This window comes from Streptomyces sp. NPDC058086 (assembly GCF_042885015.1).
GTDB lineage: Bacteria > Actinomycetota > Actinomycetes > Streptomycetales > Streptomycetaceae > Streptomyces.
In genome coordinates this window covers 29,702-44,624 of record NZ_JBHVST010000004.1, presented here as the reverse complement: position 1 = coordinate 44,624, position 14,923 = coordinate 29,702, and the positions used below count along the sequence as shown (strand labels likewise).

The following is a 14,923-nucleotide window of genomic DNA, read 5'->3' as shown; positions in this document are numbered from 1 at the left end:
TCCATCGGGGCGAGCCGTTTTCGTGTCCGCTCCTTGTCCCTCCTCGCCTCCCGCCTTGCCCTTGGAAACCGATCGGTTTACTCTTCCGGTGAAGGGAAACCGATCGGTTTCCCGTGGCTTCGGGAGCTCTCATGACATCCATCGAAGGTTCGGTCGTCCTGGTCACCGGCGGCAGCCGCGGCATCGGCCGGGCACTGGTGCAGGCCCTCTACGAGCGCGGCGCGTCCAAGGTGTACGCCACCGCACGCGACCCGCGGACCGTCACGCACCCCGACGCGGTGCCGCTGGCGCTGGAAGTGAGCGACCCCGCGTCCGTCGCCGCGGCCGCCGAGCGCGCGCAGGACGTCACCGTCCTGATCAACAACGCGGGCGCGTCCGTGAACGCGAACTTCCTGGACTCGCCCGTCGAGGACGTCCGCCGCGAGTTCGAGACGAACTTCTACGGCCCTCTCCTCGTCACGCGCGCCTTCGTGCCGATCATCGAGCGCAACGGCGGCGGCCACATCCTCAACGTCCACTCGGTGCTGTCGTGGGTGGGGCTCCTGGGCTCCTACAGTGCCTCCAAGGCGGCCTTCTGGTCGCAGACCAACTCCCTGCGCCTCGATCTGAGGCCGCGCGGCATCGACGTCACGGGACTCCATGTCGGTTACGTCGACACCGACATGGCCGCGAAGGTGGACGCGCCGAAGTCCTCGCCCGAGAGCGTCGCGGCGCAGGCCCTCGACGGCATCGAGTCCGGTGCCTTCGAGGTGCTGGCCGACGACCTCACCCGGCAGGTCAAGGCCCAACTGGCCGAGGACCTGGGCGTGATGTACCCGCAGCTGGTCGCGTAAGGGACACGGGGACACCGGGAGACGGGGACGCGGGGAGGTCGGTCCCGTCCCGCCACCCGGCGGTCAGACCGGCAGCAGTCGGCCGATCAGCCCGCTGAGCTGCCGTACGTTGCGGCACTCGTGCATCTCGACCAGCCCGGCGTACTCGGGCGCCGCCGAGTCGCCCGTACCCCACTGGGAGAGCGGCTCGGGGTTCAACCAGTAGACACGGCGGGCCCGTTCGGAGAACCGCCGGACGGCCGGCAGATTCGGGTCGCCCATGTTCGTACGGGCGTCGCCGAGGACGAACACGGTCGTGCGCGGCCCCACCGCGTCGACGTACCGCTCGGCGAACTCGCCGAACGCGACGCCGTAGTCGCTGCTGCCGTGCCAGCCCGTCAGCGTCGCCTCGGAGCGGATCCGGGCACCCAGCCCCTCCGGATCGGCCGCGCCGTGCACGAGCAGGCCGGTCACCTCGTCGATCCGGTTGACGAAGGCGAACACCCGCACCTTGCTGAACTGGTCGTGCAACGCCTGCACCAGCAGCATGGTGAAGTCCGAGAAGCCCGCCACCGAGCCCGACACATCGCACAGCAGCACCAGTTCGGGCCGGACGGGGCGGCGCCTGCGCAGCACCGGCTTCATGGGCACCCCGCCGGTGGACAGTGAACCGCGCAGGGTCCGCCGCAGGTCGATGGTGCCGCGCGCGGCCCGGCGGCGGCGTGCGGCGAGCCGGGTGGCCAGCTTGCGCGCCAGCGGCTGCACCGTCCTGCGCAGCTCGGCGAGCCGGTCCCGCCCCGCGAACAGGAAGTCGACCCGGTCGGCGGTCGGGGCCACCGCCCGCCGCGCCAACTCGTCCCGGCCGCGCCGCTCGGCGACCCGGCGTCGCGCCTCCGTGGCGACCAGCGCGCGGAACATCTCGATACGCCGCCGGATCTCGTCCTCCAGCAGCCGGTCGGCGAACCCCGCCACGCCGTCCTGGCGCGCCCGGACGCTGTCACGGACGCGCGCCATCAGCGTCTGCGGGCGGAGCCGGTCGAGCGTCTGGTACGACGACCAGCCGTCCGACCCCGGCGAGGAGCCGTAGCCCCCGAATCCGTCGACCGCCTCGACCGCCAGCCGCTCCAGCGTCTCGCGGTCGCCCGCGGCGAGCGCGGCCGCGAGCCGGTCGCGCAGCTCCTCCCGGTCGGCGGCGGGAGCGTCGCTCTCCTGACCCTCGGACATCGGTGCCCCGACGAGACGCGGGAAGTACAGGTCGAAGACGGGGTCGAACACCCGGCGCTGTCCCGTGCCGTGCAACAGCGTGGCGGCGAGGCCCTCGCGCAGCAGTTCCCGGTCGGCCAGGCCGAGCGCCGCCACCGCCTGCGCGGCATCCACGGTCTCGCCGGTGCCGATCCGCACGCCGTGTGCACGCAACGCGCCGACCAACCCCGTCAGCCGCTCGGCGACGCCCGTCGGCGCGTTCACATGGCGTCCAGGTCGAGCTTGGCGGCCGCCTTGAGGATGTCGTCCTGGTGCTTGAGGAGCACGCCGAGGCTGTCACGTACGACGGTCTCGTCGAGGGTGTCGGCCCCGAGCGCGAGCAGGGTGCGCGCCCAGTCGATCGTCTCGGCGACCGAGGGCACCTTCCGCAGGTCCATCTCGCGCAGTGCGCCGACCACCCGCACCACCGACTCCGTCAACGTCGCGTCCAGACCCGGCACCTTCAGCCGTACGATGCGACGCTCCAACTCCTCCTCCGGGAAGCCGATGTGGAGGAAGAGGCAGCGGCGGCGCAGCGCCTCCGACAGCTCACGGCTCGCGTTCGAGGTGAGAACCACGAAGGGCCGGCTGGTCGCGGCGATCGTGCCGAGCTCGGGGACGGTGACCTGGAAGTCGCTGAGCACCTCCAGCAACAGCCCCTCCACCTCGACGTCGGCCTTGTCGGTCTCGTCGATCAGCAGCACCTTGGGATCGTCGCCGCGGATGGCGGTCAACAGGGGGCGCGCCAGCAGGAACTCCTCGCTGAAGATGTCCGTGCGCGCCTCGTCCCACGTCTCGTCGCGGCCCGCGCTGATGCGCAGCAACTGCTTGGCGTGGTTCCACTCGTACAGCGCCCGGGACTCGTCGACGCCCTCGTAGCACTGGAGCCGGACCAGCCGCGCCCCGGCCACCTGGGCGACGGCCTTGGCGAGTTCGGTCTTGCCGACCCCGGCGGGGCCCTCCACCAGCAGCGGCTTGCCCAGACGGTCGGCCAGGAAGACCGTGGTCGCGACCGCGGGCGAGGCCAGATAGCCGGTCTCGGCGAGACGCGCCGAGACATCGTCGACGGATGTGAACAGCAACGGGGCCTCCAGCGCGGCACGGCGGGGTGGGACACACGGTCCGATCGTCACTATCCAAGCGCTTGTTCAGCCGCTGTGTCACGTGTGATTGCGCCCACGCGGCCCGGGGAGACCGATCGGTTTCCCAATCTCGTCCCGCGCGGTAACCTGCCCTTATGGCCACTACAGACAAGGCGTCCACCAGGGACCGGTTGCTGGACGCGGCGGCCGACCTGATCTACCGCGAGGGCGTATCCGTCGGCATCGAGGCGCTGTGCCGGTCGGCCGGTGTCTCGAAGCGGTCGATGTACCAGCTCTTCGAGAGCAAGGACGACGTCCTCGCGGCGAGCCTGGAACGGCGGATTCCGCGGTACGAGAAGCAGCTCGCGCCGGATCCGGAGGATGCCGGGACGCCGCGCGAGCGCATCCTGGGCATCTTCGAGCAGGTGGAGGCGGCCTCGGTGCGGCCGGAGTACCGCGGCTGCCCGTTCCTCGCCGCGCTCGTCGAACTCAAGGACCCCGGGCACCCGGCGTCGGTGGTCGCGGGCGGTGCGAAGGGGCGTATGAAAGAGGTGTTCCGTGCGCAGGCAGAGCTGGGTGGTGCGCGTGATCCCGAGCTTCTCGCCCGGCAGCTGATGCTGGTCTTCGACGGCGCGAGCGCCCGGGCCGGTGCCGGGATCGAGACGCTGGAAGGGCTGACCACGACGACGGTGACGGCGCTGCTGGATGCGGGCGGGGTGAAGTAGGCGGGCCCGATGCCCGCCTCGTCGGCACCCTTGTCCACCGACTAAGCAGTTACGGCGAAGTCAAATGCTGATCCTTCTCGGCGTGCAAGCCCTCGACCAAGCCGAACAGTGAAGGATCCGCAGTGCACTTCACCGCATCCGCTTAGGACCGGGGGCGGGGCACCTTGAAGTAGGTTCCGTCTGAGAGAGTCGGTCGGATGTCCACTTGGAGAACCGTTCCGTACCGGGCGCGGATGGACGGCACGGCTTCAGGGCGCTGGGGGGTGATGTCGCACCGGGAGTACACGACGTTTCCTGGGGGGCAGGCGGGCGTTTCCTTGCCCTCCACCTGCCGCAGAGGGGGCGTGGTTCCGTGGGGCGCCGTGTCCCATGTGATCGTCACATCTTCGTTCACCGACTCCAGGTAGGGAGCGGGCATCAATTGCCCGTCGGGTTCCACGCCCCGCATCCGCTGGTACATCAGCGCGTAGTCCATCGATCCCCCGGACGCACTCCCGGGGCCGTTGACATTGGGCTGCCACTGCGCGATGTGCGCGGCGTCGATATGCCGCAGCACGTCGGCGACCTCACCTTCGACCCCGAACACGGCGCGCCCGCTCATCGAGCAGGTCAGCAAGGGGCCCGTGGCGGGCTCGAAGATGTTGCCCTCGCTGGCTTTGGCGCATCCGTCCTCGAACATCGTATATCCGGGGTGCAGGCCGTCCACGTGGCTGAACGGCGCCAGCAGTCCGCGGATATGCGCCTCCTCCGAGTCGCGCTTGCGCTGTGCGTCGGCTCCCTGGGCCTTGGCCCGCAGCTCACTGTCGGCGGGCGGTCGGGAGCATGCGGTGGCCACCGTCGTCATCAACGCACATCCCACCACCAGCACTCCAGCGCCCAGTCTCCGATGTAATCCCAATTCCCCGCCCCTCCCAGACACTTAACGTTCGTCGCCATACATTTCCCGGCGCCGTACACGAGTGCATGAGTACGCGTACTCAAAGATCCGCGAGCAACACCGGCCGGTCCGTGGCGGCGGATGCGGTGAAATGCACTGCTGATCCCTCGCTGTTCGGCTTGGGCGAGGGCTTGTTCGCCGAGAAGGATCAGCATTTGACTTCGCCGTAGCCGCTTAGTGCGCCAGGCGTCGACCCTCAGGCGCTGGGCGCGGTACCGGGGAACGGCTGGCGGAGCCTGCGGACGACGTGGCCCATGAAGGCGGCGTTCGCGAGGGCGGCGAAGGTGATCCCCGCGAGATAGAGGGCGGTGAACAGGCCGGTGCTCGTGCCGGAGAGGGTGCCGTCGGGCAGGAGGGTGTACAGCAGGCTCAGTGGGGCGGTCAGTAGCCAGGGCACCACGGCGGCCATCGAGGCGTCGGGGTGGTCGACGAAGAGGGCGTCGAAGAGGAAGTAGCCGGTCGCGGCGGTGACGGCGGCCAGGTAGACACGGGAGAGCCAGTTGTCCGTGGCCCGGATGAGCGCGGTACGGGTGCGGCGCGAGATGTTCATGATGTCCTCCGTCGGACGAAGCCGGTGACGCGGTCCCCCTCTTCGCGTGGGTGTCGGAGGGGCGTTGACATCACGATGGCGGCTGCGTCCGCGAGCGGGCATGAGTACGACTACTCATCCGATCCGACTGATTCACTCGGGTGGCATACGGGTGTCACGGCTGCGGTCCGTTCTGACAGGGCACCGGCACCGGAGCCGGGACTGTGGCCGGGCGGTGCGCGGCGGGGACCGGGAGGGGCCGGTGGACCGGCACCGCGGCCGGCCATGACAGGGCGATGGAACCCCAGGTCAGGCCCCCACCGAAGGCGGTGAGCAGGCTGCGCTCGCCGGGCCGTACGAGGTCACGTGCGGCGGTGTCCGCGAGGGCGAGGGGGATGGAGGCGGCGGCGGTGTTGCCGACCTCGGCGATGTTCCCGAAGCGGTGCGGGGTGTCGATGCCGAGCCGGTCGCCCACGGCGTCGAGGATCCGCTGGTTGGCCTGGTGGCCGACGAAGGCACGCACCGACTGTGGCGACCAGCCGGCCCGTTCCAGCACGAGCCGCGAGGAGGCGGTCATCCGGTGCACCGCGTGCCGGTACACCGTACGACCCTGCATCCGGAAGTATCTTTGGGAGCGCGGGAGTTCGCCGTCGGCACGGGGACGGCGGGAGCCGCCCGCGGCCACCGTGATCAGTTCGCAGCCCGAGCCGTCGCTGCCGAGGTCGACGGCGCGCAGCGCTCCCGGCTCCGTGGCCCCGCCCTCGCGCAGCACGACCGCCCCGGCCCCGTCGCCGAAGATCACCGCGGTGTCCCGGTCGAGCGGGTCGATGATCGACGTGTACACCTCGGCGCCGATCACGAGCGGGCGGGCGCAGGTCCCGGACGCCATCAGGGATCTCGCCACCGTGACCGCGTACACGAATCCCGAGCAGACCGCCGAGACGTCCATCGCCGGTACCTCGCCGAGCCCCAGGCGATGCGCCACCTCGGGCGCCGTCGCCGGGCAGGGACGGTCCGGGGTCGTCGTCGCCAGCAGGACGAAGTCGGCGCCGTGCCCCGCGGAGTCCAGTGCGGCCCGTCCCGCGGCCACCGCGAGATCACTGGTACTGGTGCCCGGCTCCACGGTCCGGCGCCGTGCGATGCCGGTTCGGGAACGGATCCAGGCGTCGGAGGTGTCCAGCCGGGCCGCCAGGTCGTCATTGCTGACGACATGCTCCGGCAGGCACGTGCCGATCCCACAGACCACAGCAGCTGACATCACAACCACCTCTCCCCGCGTCAGCTGCCGGTCAGCAGCATGGTGCTCACCCAACCCGTTGTGGATCACTGGGGACAAGTGCGCTCAGGGGGCGTGTACTTCGGCAAAGAAGCACTCCGCCGTCGTACCGCGCATCCGATGGACGAAATGCGGAATGTCTAGGTCCGGGCGCCCGTCGAACACCACGCCCGCCCACCGGAGGAGGTGTTTGGCGTGGGTGCACGGCGACCGCCGGGCGATGTCAGTGCCCCCGTCCATACTCGGTCCCGCGGAGTCACCTGGGCTGCGCACCGACGGAGGGGGCCGACATGGCTGAAGTACTGCTGTTCCACCACGCGCTCGGACTGACGCCCGGCGTGCACGCGTTCGCCGAGTCGCTCAGGGGAGCGGGACACGCCGTCCACGTGCCGGATCTGTACGAAGGGCGGGTCTTCGAGAACCTGGAAGAAGGCGCCGCGCACGCCCAGGGCATCGGGTTCGGCACCCTTGTCGAGCGCGGCCGGGCCGCCGCGGCCGAGCTGCCCGCCGAGCTGGTGTACGCCGGTTTCTCGCTGGGCGTCCTGCCGACGCAGTACCTCGCCCAGACCCGGACCGGCGCGAAGGGCGCGCTGCTGTTCCACTCCTGTGTCCCGGCCTCGGAGTTCGGCGGCGACTGGCCGCAGGAGGTCCCGGTCCAGATCCACGGCATGGAGGCGGACGAGTACTTCGTCGACGAGGGCGACCTCGACGCGGCCCGCTCCCTCGTCGAATCGGCCCCCGACGCCGCCGAACTGTTCCTCTACCCCGGCAAGCAGCACCTGTTCGCCGACAACAGCCTGCCGTCGTACGACGAGCACGCCGCCACCCTGCTCACCCGGCGCGTGCTCGTCCTCCTCGACGCCATCGAGTAGGGGCCCGCCCATGGCAGCGGCACAGTACGGTCCGCACCGGTGGTCGGCGGGGGAGTACGACAGCGACCACACGGACGCGTTCCGCGATGCGCGCTTCGCGGTCGCCGACCTCACCGCGACGACGTTCGTCGACTGCGACCTGAGCCGGGTCAAGATCGTCGACTCGTGGCTCGTAGACGTCGAAGTGTCCGGTCACGTCAGCAACTTCGTCGTCAACGGCGTCGACGTCACCGCGTTCGTGGCCGCCGAGCTGGACCGACGACACCCCGAACGCGTGCAGTTGCGGGGCATGCGGACGGCCGACGACCACCGCGCGATGTGGGACACGATCGAACGACTCTGGTCGGACGCGGTCGCCCGCGCCGAGCGGCTGCCCGATGCGGCCCGCCACCAACGGGTCGACGACGAGTGGTCGTTCGTCGAGATCCTGCGCCACCTCGTCTTCGTCACCGACCGCATCGGCCTGAACGGCCTCGTCCTCAAACGCCGGACGGGCTGAAGATGCGGGCCGGGGTGGGTGGGGGGTGTGCCCCGGCCTCGCCCTGGAACGCCGGACGACCCCAGGGCTTTTAGGGGCGCGGGGAACTGCGCGACCAGCCCCCACCGGCGGACAGCCGAACGAACGGCCCTGCACGCGGATGCCCGCGCCCGGCTACCCCGAGGAGACACGCACGGTCGGCAGCTGCCTGGAGGTGGTGATGGACGAGGAGTGCGAGCACCTTCGCTTCGCGGTGCGTGACCTGGCGACGCTGGAGGCGGCGGGTCGGGACCTGCCCTGACCGGCCGACGAGCGGGGCGGGACCGGCTCACGCGTCCAGCCCACCCCGCTTGACGAGCTGGCGCGCGATCACGTTGCGCTGGATCTCGTTGGTGCCCTCGCCGACGATCATCAGCGGGGCGTCCCGGAAGTAGCGCTCCACGTCGAACTCGGTCGAGTAGCCGTAACCCCCGTGGATGCGCACGGCGTTGAGGGCGATCTGCATGGCGGTCTCGGAGGCGAACAGCTTGGCCATGCCCGCCTCCATGTCCACGCGCCGGCCGGCGTCGGCCTCGCGCGCGGCGTGCAGGGTGAGGTGGCGCGCGGCGGAGAGGGACGTGGCCATGTCCGCGAGGTAGTTGCCGATCGACTGGTGCTGCCAGATGGGCTTGCCGAAGGACTCCCGTTCCCGTGCGTACGCGAGCGAGTCCTCCAGGGCCGCCCTGCCGACGCCGAGGGCTCGGGCGGCGACCTGGAGCCGCCCGGTCTCCAGCCCCTTCATCATCTGGGCGAACCCCTCGCCCTCGACTCCGCCCAGGACGGCGTCGGCCGGCACGCGGTGGTCCTCGAAGGACAACTCGCAGCTCTCGACGCCCTTGTAGCCGAGCTTCGGCAGGTCGCGGGAGACGGTGAGCCCGGGGCCGTGCTCGACGAGGAGGACGGACATGCCCCGGTGCGCGGGGGTGGCGTCCGGATCGGTCTTGCACAGCAGGGCGATCAGCCCGGACCGCCGCGAGTTGGTGATCCACGTCTTCGAGCCGTTGACCACATAGCCGTCCGCGGTCCTGCGGGCGAGAGTCCGCATCGCCTGGAGGTCGGACCCGCCGCCGGGTTCGGTCAGAGCCATCGTCGCCCGGACCTCGCCGGTGGCCAGCCGCGGCAGCCAGCGGCGCTTCTGCTCCTCGGTCCCGAAGTGCAGCAGCAGTTTGGCCACCACGGTGTGGCCGCCCATCGCGCCCGCCAGGCTCATCCAGCCGCGGGCGAGTTCCTCCGTGACGAACACATAGCAGGAGGTGGAGACCAGCGTGCCGCCGTACTCCTCGGGGACGGCGAGTCCGAAGATCCCGAGCTTCTTCATCCGCTCGATCAGGGCTTCGGGGTAGGTGTCGGTGTGCTCGAGTTCCCGGACGACCGGCTTGACGTCCTTGTCGACGAACTCGCGCACGGTGGCGACGACGAGCCGCTCGTCCTCGGACAGGACGTCGAGAGTGCTCATGCTGTGCCGCTCCTTGGGGGACGGGCGGGGAGGGGAGGAGAGGAAGCCGTCGGGCCGGGGACTCAGACGACGCCGTCGGCCCGGAGGGCGTCGATGTCGGCCGCGCTGTGTCCCAGCGCGGCCAGGATCGTGTCGGTGTGCTCGCCGACGGCGGGAACGGCGTCCATACGGGGAGTGACACCGGTCAGGTCGACGGGCGGCAGCAGCGCGGGCACCGGCCCCGCGCCCCCGGGCAGTCGTACGTCCTGCCAGCGGTCTCGCTCCTCGAGTACGGGGTGGGTGAGGAACTCCTCGACCGTGTTCACACCGGAGTTGGCGATGGCCGCCGCGTCCAGCAGCTTCATCGCCTCCTGACTGTCCAGCGCGCGGAACCGCTCGGCCACGATCGCGTTCAGCTCCTCCCGGTGGGACACGCGGTCCGAGCCGGTGGCGAAACGCGGGTCGTCGACGAGGTCCGGGCGCCCCAGGAACCGCTCGCACAGCGCGGCCCACTCGCGCTCGTTCTGGATCGAGAAGAGCACGTCCTTGCCGTCGGCCGCGGGGTAGGCGCCGTACGGGGCGATGGTGGCGTGCTGGGTGCCGAGCCGTGGCGGCTGGGTGCCGCCGTGGCGCGTGTAGTACGCCGGCTGCCCCATCCACTCCGCCAGCGCCTCGAACAGCGAGACCTCCACCGCGCGGGCGACTCCCGTGGTGGCGCGTGTGAACAGGGCGGTGAGGACGCCCGAGTAGGCGTACATCCCGGCCGCGATGTCGGCGATCGACACCCCGGTCCGGGCGGACCCGTGCTCGTTCCCCGTCAGGGAGACCAGCCCGGTCTGGCACTGCACGAGCAGGTCGTACGCCTTGCGATCGGCCCAGGGCCCGCTGGTCCCGTATCCGGAGATGGTGCACGGGATCAGAGACGGGTACCGCTCCCGCAGCGCCGGGGCGTCCAGTCCCAGCCGGGTGGCCGCGCCAGGCGCCAGGTTCTGTACGAAGACGTCGGCACCGGCGAGGAGCCGCTCCAGAATGTCCCGGCCCCGGGCCGACTTCAGGTCCAGGGTCAGGGACTCCTTGGAGCGGTTGAGCCAGACGAAGTAGCTGGACTCGCCGTGCACGGTGGTGTCGTAGCGACGGGCGAAGTCGCCGCCTCCCGGGCGTTCCACCTTGATCACCCGGGCGCCGAGGTCGGCCAGCTGACGGGTGGCGTAGGGCGCCGCCACCGCCTGCTCGACGCTGACGACGGTGACACCGGAGAGCGGAAGCGCTTCGGAGAGCTCGGTCATGGGGCGACCTCCAGAGGCTGGCCGGGAGACCGCGGCGACGCGGCCGTGATGCCATCATGGTCGCTCATGGAGGCCTCGGTGAAATAGCAAGACCTGATGGCTCCATACCGGATGCGGATGCGGATGCGGATGCGGATACGGATGCGGATACGGATGTGGGCGCCGCCGAAGCTGCGGATGCGCGTGCGGGGACACGGATGCACGGGAGGCAGCGGTGGACGTGAAGCAGCTCAAGGCGCTCGTGACCGTCGCCGAGGTCGGCAGCGTCACGCGGGCGGCGGAACTGCTGCACCTGGTCCAGCCCGCGGTCACCCGGCAGATCCGCACGCTGGAGGAGGAACTCGGCGTCGCCCTGTTCGAGCGCACCCGCCAGGGCATGCGCCCCACCGAGGCCGGCACCCTCATGGTCGAACGCGCCCGCCGCGCCCTGAACGAACTGGAGCGGGCCCGCGCAGAGATCCAGCCGGCCCCGGGGGCGGTCACCGGCATCGTGACCGTGGGTCTCTTGGAGAGCGCGACCGACCTGCTGGCGGAGCCGCTGGTGTCCGCCCTCGCCCGCGACCGGCCCGGCATCGAACTGCGTCTGATGACCGCGTACTCCGGCCATCTCCAGCAGTGGCTCGACGACGGCGACCTGGACCTGAGCCTGCTCTACAACCTGGCCGGCACCCCGTCGCTGAACGCCCATCCCCTCGTCCGCGAGCACCTGTGGGCCGTCGCGCCGCCGGACGGCGGCCTGCGCCCCGACCGGCCCGTTCCCTTCGCGCGGGTAGCCGCCCACCCGCTGGTGATGCCCACGGCAGGTCACGCGCTGCGCAGCCTGATCGACGCGGCCGCCGCCCGGGCCGGAGCGAAGCTGGACGTGGCCGTGCAGACCAACTCCATGCGCGTACAGAAGAGGCTCGTCCTCGCAGGTCACGGATGGACGATCCTGCCGGGCGTGGGCATCGCCGAGGACGTCGCCGCGGACACCCTGAGCGCCGCGCCGCTGACCGAGCCGGACGTGTGGCGCTCGATCGTCCTCGGGATGCCGAGGACGGGGCGTACCCCACCGGCAGTCGAGGTCGTCGCCCGCGAGCTGACCCGCCAGGTCCGCACAGCCGTACACGAGGGCAGATGGCCCGCCGCACAGCTGCTCGCGCAGGGCGCGGCGACCGAGGGGGAGTGAAGTGCGAGCGAGCCGGGGAAGTCGACAGGGCCGACCGGGCGGACCGGGCTCTCATACCGCCGGGCTATAGAGGCATCAGAACCTTCTATTGTCCAACTTCGTTCATCAGCGAACATGATGGAGGAATGCAGCGCACCCCAGGCCCGCTCCGGTCCTACGTGGAGTCGTGGGCCCCCGAGGCGGTGACCGACGTGGACGACCTGTCCGCCGTCCCGGTCGCCGCGCTGTCGGCCCTCCTGGACGAGCCCGCACCCGTCGCCACCACCGGGGACCCCTTGCCGCCCCTGTGGCACTGGCTCTACTTCCTGCGCTGGCCGGCTCAGCGGGACCTCGGAGCCGACGGCCACCCCCGGCACGGGCACTTCCTCCCGCCGGTCCCCGACCGGCAGCGGATGGTCGCCGGAGGGCGGTGCACGGTCGAGGAGCCGCTGCGCCTGGGCGAGCGCGCCGAGCGCGTCAGCAGCCTGGGGGCCGTGACCGCCAAGCGGGGCAGGAGCGGCGAACTCCTCTTCGTGACCCAGCGCCACGAACTCCGCCAGCGCGGCCGTACCTGTCTCGTCGAGGAACAGGACCTCGTCTACCGTTCCGGCCGCACCTCGACTCCCCACACCCGGGCGGCGCCCGACCTCTCGGCGGCACCCCGGCCGGACGGCCACTGGCACCTTCCCCTGCACCCCGACCCGCCCCTGCTGTTCCGGTTCAGCGCGCTCACCGCGAACGCCCACCGCATCCACTACGACGCGCCGTACGCCCGGGACGTCGAGGGCTATCCCGGGCTCGTCGTGCACGGCCCGCTCCTGGCCCTCCTGATGCTGGAACTGGTGCGCCGCGACGCCCCCTCCCGGCAGGTCCGTTCCCTGTCCTACCGGCTGCGCAGCCCCGTCTTCGCCGGCGAACACCTGCTGGCCCGCGGGACGCCCCGCGACGACCGCGCCGACCTGTCCGTTGCCACCTACCGGGACCCCGCGCACGCCACGGCCGAGGTGACGTTCACCGAGCGCTGAGCCCTCGGGTATCCCGATCAGGGTGTGGTTGGCCCTCGCGGGGGAGCCCAATACTCGGCGCATGGACGGAAAACGACAGCTGGGTGAGTTCCTGCGGGCGCGCCGCTCGCAGCTGCGGCCCGAGGACCTCGGCGTGGTCACGTACGGCGAACGCCGTCGCGTGCCGGGACTGCGGCGCGAGGAACTGGCCCGGCTCGCCGGGGTGAGCGAGTCGTACTACGCGCGGCTGGAGCAGGGGCAGTCCCAGGCCTCCCCGGACGTCCTGGACGCGATCGCCCAGGCACTGCGGCTGAGCGAGGCCGAACGACGGCACCTGCGGGAGCTGTCCGCCGGAGCCCGGCGCCGGCCCCGAACGCGCCGCCCGGCGCCGGAACGGGTCTCACCCGCGGTCGCCCAACTCCTGGGCGTGCTCCCGGAGGTGCCCGTGGTGGTCACGGGCCGGTACAGCGACGTACTGGCGTGGAACCGTGCCGGGCACGCGCTGTACGCCGGACACCTCGACCCGGACGGCCCGGACCGGCCGGGTGACCGTCCCAACATGGCCCGGCTGGTGTTCCTCGACGCCCACACACGCGATCTGTACGCGGACTGGCCGGCCAAGGCCAGAGCCGTCGTGGGGACGTTGCGCCTGGCGTCCGGGCAGTACCCCGACGACCCGGCACTCGCCTCGCTCGTCGGTGAACTGACCGTCAACAGCGCCGAGTTCGCGGCGATGTGGGCCGACCACCGGGTCAAGACCAGTGACGTCGCGGTCTACGCGATGCGGCATCCGCTGGTCGGCGCCATGGACGTCACCCAGCAGACGCTGCACACCGAACAGGGACAGTACGTCGTCGTCGCGACCACCGAGGCCGACTCGCCGTCCCGGGCCGCCATGACCCTCCTCACCCACAGCACGGCGGCGGCCGGTCCGTCCGCCGTGCGCCCGAAAACCATCGCGAAGGAAACAGCGAAAGAAGCATGAGAAAGAAACTGACCGCACGGAAACCGACCGCACGGAAACTGACCGCACTTGCCTACACGGTCACGGCCGCCGGAATGGCCGCAGTGACCGCCCTCACCGCGTCCCCCGCGGGGGCCTCCACCGGGCCGCTCGCGAAGCCCCGTATCGCCGCGCACTTCGACCTGGCACGGGGGCAGATGCCGGAGAACATCGCGCTGGAGCCCGACGGCACGGCCGACGTCACCTTCGCGGCCGCCCGACAGGTGGCCGCCGTCAGCACGGCGGGCGCGACCCGCGTCCTGGCCACCCTGCCGGCCCCCGCCGACGGCGGAGTGCACACCCCGGTCCTCGGCTTCGCCTTGACCACCGGCATCGCCCGCGCCCACGACGGAACGCTGTACTTCCTCTACGCCACCGGCACTTCCGACCTGACCGGCCTGTGGCGGCTGCGCCCGGGCGGCACCCCGCAGCGCATCGCGGCCCTCCCCGCGGACGGCCTGCCCAACGGACTGGTGCTGGATGAACACCGCGGCAGGCTCTACGTCGCCGACTCCGTACTGGGGAAGATCTACACCGTCCCCACGAAGGGTTCCACCGACAGTGAACCGGCCACCTGGTCCGCCGCCCCCGAACTCGCCTCGACCGGCTTCCTCGGCGTCAACGGTCTGAAGATCCACGACAACGCGCTGTGGGCGACCAACCTCGACCGGGGCACCGTGCTGCGCATCCCGTTCGTCCCGGGCGGCGGGCCCGGCCCCGTCCGGATCCGGGCGACGGATCTCGCCGGCATCGACGACTTCGCCTTCACCGGCCACGGTGACGAGATCCTGGCCGCGCTCAACGGCCCCAGCACGGTCGTACGCATCCGCCGCGACGGCACCTCGTCGACCGTACTCACCGCCGCCGACGGCCTGCAGAACCCGACCTCCGTCGCGCTGCGCCGAGGCACGCTCTACGTGCTCAGCGCCGCCTACACCACATCCACCGACCCCAACCTGCTGCTGGCTCCCGCGTCGATCGGAAGGAGCCGGAGGTAGTTCGTCCGAGTCTCGACTCCTCGAACAGTGCCCGCGTCCCCGGTCTTTGAGGGGCGCG

16 protein-coding genes are annotated in these 14,923 nt (G+C 71.2%); 9 read left to right on the top strand and 7 right to left on the bottom strand.

Features of this window, described 5'->3' with window-relative positions; translation table 11 throughout:
• The first annotated feature begins 131 nt into the window (after nucleotides 1–131).
• Nucleotides 132–833 (top strand): SDR family oxidoreductase, encoded by a 702-nt coding sequence (locus ACFVWD_RS04345; RefSeq protein WP_389593891.1) that lies wholly within the window; start codon nucleotides 132–134, stop codon nucleotides 831–833.
• Nucleotides 834–896: 63 nt separating this feature from the next.
• On the opposite strand, the gene ACFVWD_RS04340 is transcribed toward ACFVWD_RS04345, so the two are convergent.
• Both ACFVWD_RS04340 and ACFVWD_RS04335 read right to left on the bottom strand, forming a co-directional pair.
• Nucleotides 897–2,279 carry a VWA domain-containing protein gene (locus ACFVWD_RS04340; protein WP_389593890.1) on the bottom strand — a complete coding sequence of 461 codons (1,383 nt, stop codon included), beginning with the start codon at nucleotides 2,277–2,279 and terminating at the stop codon, nucleotides 897–899.
• Nucleotides 2,276–3,133, bottom strand: a complete 858-nt coding sequence (locus tag ACFVWD_RS04335) for a MoxR family ATPase (protein WP_168501437.1) — start codon at nucleotides 3,131–3,133, stop codon at nucleotides 2,276–2,278. Before ACFVWD_RS04335 ends, ACFVWD_RS04340 begins: the two co-directional genes overlap by 4 nt.
• 158 nt (nucleotides 3,134–3,291) lie before the next feature.
• On the opposite strand from ACFVWD_RS04335, the gene ACFVWD_RS04330 reads away from it, so the two are divergent.
• Nucleotides 3,292–3,861 (top strand): TetR/AcrR family transcriptional regulator, encoded by a 570-nt coding sequence (locus ACFVWD_RS04330; RefSeq protein WP_389593889.1) that lies wholly within the window; start codon nucleotides 3,292–3,294, stop codon nucleotides 3,859–3,861.
• A 142-nt stretch (nucleotides 3,862–4,003) separates the two neighbouring features.
• Here the strand turns inward: ACFVWD_RS04330 and ACFVWD_RS04325 are convergent, their stop codons facing one another.
• The 3 genes from ACFVWD_RS04325 to ACFVWD_RS04315 all read right to left on the bottom strand — a co-directional run bounded on the left by ACFVWD_RS04325 (nucleotide 4,004) and on the right by ACFVWD_RS04315 (nucleotide 6,585).
• Complete coding sequence (locus tag ACFVWD_RS04325; RefSeq protein WP_389593888.1) at nucleotides 4,004–4,705, bottom strand: hypothetical protein; 702 nt, start codon at nucleotides 4,703–4,705, stop codon at nucleotides 4,004–4,006.
• 289 nt (nucleotides 4,706–4,994) lie between these two features.
• The gene (locus ACFVWD_RS04320) at nucleotides 4,995–5,348 is read right to left on the bottom strand and encodes an SCO4225 family membrane protein (protein ID WP_389593887.1); all 354 of its coding nucleotides are present in this window, start codon (nucleotides 5,346–5,348) and stop codon (nucleotides 4,995–4,997) included.
• Between the two features lie 154 nt (nucleotides 5,349–5,502).
• Entirely contained in the window at nucleotides 5,503–6,585 is a 1,083-nt protein-coding gene (locus ACFVWD_RS04315; RefSeq protein ID WP_389593886.1) for a beta-ketoacyl-ACP synthase III, read from the bottom strand.
• Nucleotides 6,586–6,893: 308 nt separating this feature from the next.
• Between ACFVWD_RS04315 and ACFVWD_RS04310 the strand changes: the two genes are divergently transcribed.
• From ACFVWD_RS04310 to ACFVWD_RS04300, 3 genes are all read left to right on the top strand, one after another.
• Nucleotides 6,894–7,475, top strand: a complete 582-nt coding sequence (locus tag ACFVWD_RS04310) for a dienelactone hydrolase family protein (protein ID WP_389593885.1) — start codon at nucleotides 6,894–6,896, stop codon at nucleotides 7,473–7,475.
• Nucleotides 7,476–7,485: 10 nt separating this feature from the next.
• On the top strand, nucleotides 7,486–7,974 hold the full coding sequence (locus ACFVWD_RS04305) for a DinB family protein (protein ID WP_389593884.1): 489 nt from the start codon (nucleotides 7,486–7,488) through the stop codon (nucleotides 7,972–7,974).
• 139 nt (nucleotides 7,975–8,113) lie between these two features.
• Nucleotides 8,114–8,254: a hypothetical protein gene (locus tag ACFVWD_RS04300; RefSeq protein WP_389593883.1), complete on the top strand. Its 141-nt coding sequence runs from the start codon at nucleotides 8,114–8,116 to the stop codon at nucleotides 8,252–8,254.
• 27 nt (nucleotides 8,255–8,281) lie between these two features.
• Here the strand turns inward: ACFVWD_RS04300 and ACFVWD_RS04295 are convergent, their stop codons facing one another.
• Together ACFVWD_RS04295 and ACFVWD_RS04290 are read right to left on the bottom strand one after the other, a co-directional pair.
• A complete protein-coding gene (locus tag ACFVWD_RS04295; RefSeq protein WP_389593882.1) occupies nucleotides 8,282–9,448 on the bottom strand; it encodes an acyl-CoA dehydrogenase family protein in 1,167 nt (388 codons plus the stop codon).
• 62 nt (nucleotides 9,449–9,510) lie between these two features.
• Nucleotides 9,511–10,713, bottom strand: a complete 1,203-nt coding sequence (locus ACFVWD_RS04290) for a CaiB/BaiF CoA transferase family protein (RefSeq protein ID WP_389593881.1) — start codon at nucleotides 10,711–10,713, stop codon at nucleotides 9,511–9,513.
• 214 nt (nucleotides 10,714–10,927) lie between these two features.
• On the opposite strand from ACFVWD_RS04290, the gene ACFVWD_RS04285 reads away from it, so the two are divergent.
• The 4 genes from ACFVWD_RS04285 (at nucleotide 10,928) to ACFVWD_RS04270 (ending at nucleotide 14,865) form a co-directional block, all read left to right on the top strand.
• Nucleotides 10,928–11,881 carry a LysR family transcriptional regulator gene (locus tag ACFVWD_RS04285; RefSeq protein ID WP_389593880.1) on the top strand — a complete coding sequence of 318 codons (954 nt, stop codon included), beginning with the start codon at nucleotides 10,928–10,930 and terminating at the stop codon, nucleotides 11,879–11,881.
• Nucleotides 11,882–12,006: 125 nt separating this feature from the next.
• Nucleotides 12,007–12,885 carry a hypothetical protein gene (locus ACFVWD_RS04280; RefSeq protein ID WP_389593879.1) on the top strand — a complete coding sequence of 293 codons (879 nt, stop codon included), beginning with the start codon at nucleotides 12,007–12,009 and terminating at the stop codon, nucleotides 12,883–12,885.
• 61 nt (nucleotides 12,886–12,946) lie between these two features.
• The gene (locus ACFVWD_RS04275; RefSeq protein ID WP_389593878.1) at nucleotides 12,947–13,849 is read left to right on the top strand and encodes a helix-turn-helix domain-containing protein; all 903 of its coding nucleotides are present in this window, start codon (nucleotides 12,947–12,949) and stop codon (nucleotides 13,847–13,849) included.
• Nucleotides 13,846–14,865 carry a hypothetical protein gene (locus tag ACFVWD_RS04270; RefSeq protein ID WP_389593877.1) on the top strand — a complete coding sequence of 340 codons (1,020 nt, stop codon included), beginning with the start codon at nucleotides 13,846–13,848 and terminating at the stop codon, nucleotides 14,863–14,865. The genes ACFVWD_RS04275 and ACFVWD_RS04270 overlap by 4 nt, the downstream gene beginning before the upstream one ends.
• The last annotated feature ends 58 nt before the right edge of the window (nucleotides 14,866–14,923 follow it).